Raw genomic sequence first — 6,707 nt, forward strand, 5'->3', positions numbered from 1 at the left:
GCGGCGCCCTTTTTGTTTGAACGCGATGATCCCGAGACGCGCGCACTAAGACTGTGTCCAAAATCATCGAGTAATCAGGTCTCCTGATACTTGGTAGAAAGGGCCTCCTCCGGGAGGCCGGGCGCGGCCCGAACGCGGGGCGTCCGGGCGGGAAGGTACTCCCCGCTAAAGGTCTAGCCCAAAGGTTGAGGAGTTAAGCGAGGACGCCTTAGGAAACCGTGGGCCGCTTTTGATGCTGAGGGTCTCGAATTTGCTAGGCAAGCGGGGCAATCTGCCCGCCGCCTGGCCGCGGCACCGCTGATCAACAGGTCAGGCTGGCTGCGTCTTCGGATTGTCGCTGCCGCGCCCGGCGGCGGCATCCGCGGCGTCGGTGATCCCGTCCAGCGAGGCTTCCAGGCTCAGCCGCAGTGCCTCCACCTGTTCATCGCTGGGCTTCTTCGGCACCTCATCGGTCCATTCCCGGCACATCAGCACACCGCGGGAGAACGGCATTGGCAGCATCTGCTTGTCCCAGGTCGGCAGCTTGATCACCTTCCGTTCGGCAAAGGCCACGGTGAACACCCGGCAGCCGGTCATCCGGGCCCAGACCACCGGCACCGTCGAGGACACCCGCGCAGGCCCGCGCGGGCCGTCGGCGGCGATGCCGATGGAGCAGCCCTCCTTGGTGCGGCGCAGCACCTCGCGCGACAGCGCCACGTGGCGCTTGTGGCTCGACATCGGGATGGTTTCAAACCCAAGCCGGACCAGGATCTGGCCCGCCAGCCGCCCGGCGCGGGCGGCAGACGTCAGCGCGCAGATGCGGCCCAGCGATGTGTCGAACAGATAGGGCGCCATGATCAGCCGCTGGTGCCACAAGACGAAGATCACCGGCTCGCCGCGGCGCACGCAGGCGTCCATTTCCTCGAAACCGCTGCGGTCCCAGCGCGAGGTGCGGAAGGCGAAGCGCACATAGGCGGCAAACAGCCCCTCGATGGCGCGGTTGACCCGGCGGCTGTCGGCGATTTTCTTTCTGAGGCTCACGGTTTCCGGCTCATTCCTGCAGGTTTGCCCGGGCGCTGGCCCCGGTCCTTGCCCCCCTCTTACTGCATGGGCGGGGCGGGGCAAAGCCCGCGGCCCGCAAAGCGTCCGGGCAGCGCAAGAAAATGCGCATTTCCCTCTTGCCTCCGCTGCGCGGCTGCCGTAGGACATGCCGCACCACAGGGGTATAGCTCAGTTGGTAGAGCGACGGTCTCCAAAACCGTAGGTCGCGGGTTCGAACCCTGCTGCCCCTGCCATTTCCCGAACATCGCCGGTTCAGCGCTGCCCTTGCGGGCAGGCGCTTGTATTTTTGCGACCGGTCAGGCCTCGCCGAGATGACTCGGGGGAAGCCCCTGCAGGCGGCGCTCGCAGGCGGCGTCAAAGGCACTTTCCACCTGCCGGGCCAGCCGCTCCGGGCTGAACAGCGCGGCGGTCTGCTGCTGGCTGCGGAGCTTGCCGCGCAGGCTGCTGGCGGCTTTGCTGTCGGCCGCAAGCGCTGCGGCCTTGGCCTCATAGTCCTCTGCGCTGGCGGCAATCAGCTCCAGCAGGCCGGCGGACTGCAGCAGGCTGGCCGTGGTGCGGGCGGCCAGCTGCTGGCCGGGCAGGGTCAGCACCGGCAGGCCGGCCGACAGCGCGCCGCGGGCGGCGGCGGCGGCGTTGACCGTGAAGGTGTCGAGGAACAGATCCGCCAGCGGCAGCCGGGCCAGGTGGTCCTGCTGCGGCGCGGCGGGGGCAAAGACCAGGCGGTCCGGATCAACCCCGCGCGCCGCCGCGGCGCGGCGCAGGTTGGAGACCGCATGTTCGCCGTTGTCGAGCAGCCAAAGGACGCTGTCCGGGGCGCCTTGCAGCAGCCGCATCCAGATACCGAACTCCTGGGGCGTGATAAGGCTGCCGGCCGCGAAGCTGCAGAACACGAAACCGTCTTCCGGCAGGCCGCAGGCGGTGCGGTCCGGGGTGGCGGACGGCGCGGCGGCGGCAAGGGCCTGGCAGCCATCGGCGAGGCGCAGCAGGTGCTCGTTGTGGTACCGCTCGCTGCCCGGCGGGCAGGCGGCGGCATCGCAGATCAGGTAGTCGTAGGCGGCGCTGCCCATGGTGCCGGGGTAGCCTGGCCAGGCAATGTGCAGCGGCGCCAGCCGGGCGGCGAACAGGGGCAGCGCATCGCCGCCGGAATAGCCGGAGAGGTCCACCGCAGCATCAAGCTGGTCTGCCTTCACCGCGGCGGCCATCTGATCCGTTGCGCTGCCGTCCAGAACCGTGACCCCGCAGGGCAGCCCGGCAAACGCCTGCACGGCGCTGTCCGGAAGGTTCGCACCGACCGCATACATTCGGATCTCAAACCGCTCCTGATCGTGGGCGGCAAGCATGGGGCCGTGCTGCTCCAGCACGTCTTCAGCGCTGCGGGCGGCAAAGAAGTAGCCGATCCGCAGCCGGGCCGGGCGCTGCCCGGAGGTCGGGGCGGTGTGCAGTTCGGGGGCGGCAAACAGCTCGCTGGCATAGGACTGGGCGCGGGCCCGCAAGAGGTCGGGGTTGTCCTCCATCAGCATCAGCGCGCTGGGATCGCAGCCGCTGCCGCGCAGGCCCAGCTGGCGGCGGTGGTCCGCATATTCCGGCTGCCAGCGCCAGTCGTTCAGCTCTGCCAGCATGTGCAGCCGCTGGGTGCGGGCGCGGTCGTCGGCGGGGTTCGCCTTAAGCACCTTGTCGAAACAGGGCAGGGCATCGGCAAAGGCGCCTTCACCCTTCAGCAGCAGGCCGAGCTGATAATGCGCCTCGGTCAGGGCCGGATTCAGGCGGACGGCGCGGGCGTAATGCGCCTTGGCCTTTGCCAAATCGCCGAGCTGCTTCAGCAGGCCCGCCAGCGCCAGGTGCAGCGCGGCGTTCTGCGGCGCCAGGTCAACCGCCTTGCGCAGCATGATGGCCGCCTTGTTGCTGCGGCCCTGCCGGATCAGCACCTCCGCCTTGCCGTGCAACGCGTCCAGGCAGCCGGTGCTGAGCGCCAGCGCCTTGTCGAACAGCGCCATGGCATTGTCCAGGTCGCCGCGCGCGGCCTGCACCCGGCCCATCGAGGCATAGGTGCCCGCGGCGCGGGCATTGAGGCCGATTGCCTTGTTCAAGCAGGTGGCGGCATTGTCCAGATGCCCGGCTGCCAGATGGCAGCGGCCTAGGAAATCCCACAGGAAATGCGATTCCCGGAAGGTCTTGAGCAGCGCGCCGCAGCTGTCCGCGGCCTCGAAATGGCGGCCCTCTGCCAGCGCGGCCTCCAGGCTGGCCTGATGAACCGGGGACGGGTCGCACTGGGCGTTCAGTTGCTTGCGCAACCCCTCCAGCGCGGTCTGGGCGCGCCTGTTCCTGGGGTTGCGGGACAGGATGCCGGCATAGGCCATGGCGGCATCTTCAAGCTGGGCATCGCGTTCGAACTGTTCGGCCTGGGACAAGGAATATGCGGGCGTCATGGCATCCTATCTCAATTATTCACGCACCGCGGCCCCCGGGCGGCAGGAAAGGCCGTAGGGAACCGCTGGAGCCAATTTTGCCGGAAGTGGATTAAAATTGGATTGACCCTGCGTACGCTGCCCGCGCAACGGGCGGGGCAGGGGCCGTGCGGGCGGCGCAGGGCTTGAATTCGCGGGCGCCACCGGTTACATCGCCCTGACTGCTAGCAGAGAGACACCCCCAGTATGGCGACTATCAACCCAGTACAGTTCATTCAGCAGGTCCGTGCCGAAGTGTCCAAGGTCGTTTGGCCGACCCGGCGCGAGGTGCTGCTGACCACCGTCATGGTGTTCATCATGGCGGCGCTGACGGCGCTGTTCTTTGCGCTGGTCGATCTGCTGATCCGCTATGGCCTGCAAGGGCTTCTGGGGATGTTCGGCTAAGCCCGCAGCAGTTTGACGGCTCCGGCGTTCAGGTTGCGGCACTGCACTTGATCTTGGCCGCCTGGGGCGGTACGTGAGCAGGAACTATTGAGGCGGGCGTGCGGCGATTCGGTTTGCACGCCGCTTTTTGTTGGAGAGCGCAGCGTTTGGCTGCATCGGGATGATCAAGCAGCGGCGCGGCAGCGGCCCGCCCGGCAAAACAAGGACGACGGTTCATGGCGAAACGGTGGTATTCGGTCAGCGTTCTTTCGAACTTCGAAAAGAAAATCGCAGAGCAGATCCGCACCTCTGTCGCCGAGCAGGGCCTTGAGGACGAGATCGACGAGGTTCTGGTCCCCACCGAAGAGGTGATCGAGATCCGCCGCGGCAAGAAGGTCTCGACCGAGCGCCGCTTCATGCCCGGCTACGTGCTGGTGCACATGGAAATGTCCGACCGCGGCTATCACCTGATTTCCTCGATCAACCGGGTCACCGGCTTCCTCGGCCCGCAGGGCCGCCCGATGCCGATGCGCGACGCAGAGGTGCAGGGCATCCTGGGCCGCGTCGAGGAAGGCGTCGAGGCGCCGCGCACCCTGATCCACTACGAGGTGGGCGAGAAGGTGAAGGTGAACGACGGCCCGTTCGAAGATTTCGATGGCATGGTCGAAGAGGTCGACGAGGACAACCAGAAGCTCAAGGTCACCGTGTCGATCTTCGGCCGCGAGACCCCGGTGGAATTGGACTTTACCCAGGTGACCAAGCAGGGGTGATTGATCCCTCAGTGGAATTTGAGGCGCCGCGTTGGGTTCAACGCGGCGTTTTTTGTGTTTGTAGTTCCCGCATTTGCACTTGATGCGCTGTTTAAGCCGCCCCCTGATATGACTTGTTCTTATTAATAGATGTCTTTGGCGAAGCTTAAGGTTCTTAGCGCCGCTGGGTCTTTCTTCATCTTTGCCAGCGGGTGTTTCTTCGAACCAGCTAGGCCGAGACCTTCAAAGGCAACGGATATGGTCCAAATTCGTGTGCTATTCCCCTGATATATACAGTTTAGTGTGCCTTGCGCGTCTCCGAGTTCGCTCTGAAAGGTAACTCCCGGATAAATGAGCAGGGTCGCGCGGTCATCTGACCCTAAAACAAAAGACGGCGACTGTAATTTAACTCCATTTAGGCCTGTGAAATTGGGGGCGACTTCGTTTTCGAGAGAGCTCAGACAAGTTTGGTCTAGTTCGGCATATGGTTGAGCAGACATGCTATAGTCTCGCGATATCTCAAATGCCGATCCAAATGTGGGCGCAAAGGCTGTGAGAACGCATAAGCAAGTTAAGGCTTTCAATTCATTCACTCCGGGAGGGACAAGGCTGTAGATTTTAATGTGCTATCACTTCATGCAATTGGTATCCATCGGGGTAAGCTTGCCTTTGGTCCTCGGTCGACATTCTTTCATGTCATGACCTTGATGCTTGCCAACCCCCGCATTCCCCTGTAAACGCCTCCTCTATCGTCTTCGGGCGAGATTCTCTCGTGGGAGATCAAGGGATCGCGATCCTGAAATCCGACCACGCAACATTCTCCGGGCGGAACGCGTTCCGTCCTCGTTGAAAGGAAAACCAAATGGCTAAGAAGCTTGTTGGTTCGATGAAGCTGCAGGTTCCTGCAGGTCAGGCAAACCCCTCTCCGCCCGTCGGCCCGGCCCTGGGTCAGCGCGGCATCAACATCATGGAATTCTGCAAGGCGTTCAACGCCAAGACCGCAGACATGGAGCCCGGCGCGCCGTGCCCGACCGTGATCACCTACTATCAGGACAAGTCCTTCACCATGGACATCAAGACGCCGCCCGCGTCTTACTACCTGAAGAAGGCGGCCAAGGTGAAATCCGGCGCGAACAACCCGTCGCGTGAAACCGTCGGCACCGTGACCGTGGCCCAGGTGAAAGAGATCGCCGAAGCCAAGATGAAAGATCTGAACGCCAACGACATCGACGCGGCAATGCAGATCATCCTGGGCTCCGCCCGCTCCATGGGCATCGAGGTGAAGTAAGATGGCAAAGCTCGGTAAACGCACCCGCGCCGCGCGCGAAGCTTTCGCAGGCAAGGAAAACCTGTCCGTGGAAGAAGCAGTTGCCCTGGTGAAAGCCAACGCAACCTCGAAGTTCGACGAGACCATCGAGATCGCCATGAACCTGGGCGTTGACACCCGCCACGCAGACCAGATGGTCCGCGGCGTGGTCGGCCTGCCGAACGGCACCGGCAAAGACATGCGCGTTGCAGTCTTCGCCCGCGGCCCGAAAGCGGACGAAGCCACCGCGGCCGGCGCCGACATCGTTGGCGCAGAAGACCTGATGGAAGCGATCCAGGGCGGCAAGATCGACTTTGACCGCTGCATCGCGACCCCGGACATGATGCCGGTCGTCGGCCGTCTGGGCAAAATCCTGGGCCCGCGCAACCTGATGCCGAACCCGAAAGTCGGCACCGTGACCATGGACGTGAAAGCGGCCGTGGAAGCAGCCAAGGGCGGCGAAGTCCAGTTCAAAGCGGAAAAAGGCGGTGTTGTGCACGCCGGCGTCGGCAAAGCGTCCTTCGACGAAGCCAAGCTGGTCGAGAACATCCGCGCCTTCGTGTCGGCCGTGGCCAAAGCCAAGCCGACCGGCGCCAAGGGTGCCTACATGAAGAAAATCAACCTGTCCTCGACCATGGGTCCGGGCATCACGGTTGACGTGGACAACGCTGTCACCGAGTAATCGGGCGCACAGCTGACGTCAGGAGGGCGGCACCGCAAGGCGCCGCCCTTTTCCTTTTCCGGCGGGGGGGGGGGGGGGGGGGGGGGGGGGGGGGGGGGGGG

6 protein-coding genes and 1 tRNA gene are annotated in these 6,707 nt (G+C 64.3%); 5 read left to right on the forward strand and 2 right to left on the reverse strand.

Annotated elements, in window-relative coordinates:
• Positions 1–309: 309 nt before the first annotated feature.
• Complete coding sequence (locus tag KUW17_RS22715; protein ID WP_222482587.1) at positions 310–1,020, reverse strand: lysophospholipid acyltransferase family protein; 711 nt, start codon at positions 1,018–1,020, stop codon at positions 310–312.
• A 178-nt stretch (positions 1,021–1,198) separates the two neighbouring features.
• Between KUW17_RS22715 and KUW17_RS22720 the strand changes: the two genes are divergently transcribed.
• Positions 1,199–1,274, forward strand: a tRNA-Trp gene (locus tag KUW17_RS22720).
• 63 nt (positions 1,275–1,337) lie between these two features.
• Here KUW17_RS22720 and KUW17_RS22725 read toward each other — a convergent pair.
• A complete protein-coding gene (locus KUW17_RS22725) occupies positions 1,338–3,467 on the reverse strand; it encodes a tetratricopeptide repeat protein (RefSeq protein ID WP_222482588.1) in 2,130 nt (709 codons plus the stop codon).
• Positions 3,468–3,692: 225 nt separating this feature from the next.
• Between KUW17_RS22725 and secE the strand changes: the two genes are divergently transcribed.
• The 4 genes from secE to rplA all read left to right on the forward strand — a co-directional run bounded on the left by secE (position 3,693) and on the right by rplA (position 6,606).
• A complete protein-coding gene (gene secE, locus KUW17_RS22730) occupies positions 3,693–3,890 on the forward strand; it encodes a preprotein translocase subunit SecE (protein ID WP_008554326.1) in 198 nt (65 codons plus the stop codon).
• A 215-nt stretch (positions 3,891–4,105) separates the two neighbouring features.
• Positions 4,106–4,639, forward strand: coding sequence for a transcription termination/antitermination protein NusG (gene nusG, locus KUW17_RS22735; protein ID WP_039150217.1), 534 nt, complete (start codon positions 4,106–4,108; stop codon positions 4,637–4,639).
• Between the two features lie 841 nt (positions 4,640–5,480).
• Positions 5,481–5,906, forward strand: a complete 426-nt coding sequence (gene rplK / locus KUW17_RS22740; RefSeq protein ID WP_019298608.1) for a 50S ribosomal protein L11 — start codon at positions 5,481–5,483, stop codon at positions 5,904–5,906.
• 1 nt (position 5,907) lies between these two features.
• Complete coding sequence (gene rplA / locus KUW17_RS22745) at positions 5,908–6,606, forward strand: 50S ribosomal protein L1 (protein ID WP_222482589.1); 699 nt, start codon at positions 5,908–5,910, stop codon at positions 6,604–6,606.
• Positions 6,607–6,707: the final 101 nt, after the last annotated feature.

This window comes from Leisingera aquaemixtae (assembly GCF_019801145.1).
GTDB lineage: Bacteria > Pseudomonadota > Alphaproteobacteria > Rhodobacterales > Rhodobacteraceae > Leisingera > Leisingera aquaemixtae_A.

Excerpts from the sequence above, each read along its gene's own strand:
- KUW17_RS22725 (WP_222482588.1), bottom strand. The coding sequence starts at position 3,467 with ATGACGCCCGCATATTCCTTGTCCCAGGCCGAACAGTTCGAACGCGAT.
- rplA (WP_222482589.1), top strand. The coding sequence starts at position 5,908 with ATGGCAAAGCTCGGTAAACGCACCCGCGCCGCGCGCGAAGCTTTCGCA.
- rplK (WP_019298608.1), top strand. The coding sequence starts at position 5,481 with ATGGCTAAGAAGCTTGTTGGTTCGATGAAGCTGCAGGTTCCTGCAGGT.
- nusG (WP_039150217.1), top strand. The coding sequence starts at position 4,106 with ATGGCGAAACGGTGGTATTCGGTCAGCGTTCTTTCGAACTTCGAAAAG.
- secE (WP_008554326.1), top strand. The coding sequence starts at position 3,693 with ATGGCGACTATCAACCCAGTACAGTTCATTCAGCAGGTCCGTGCCGAA.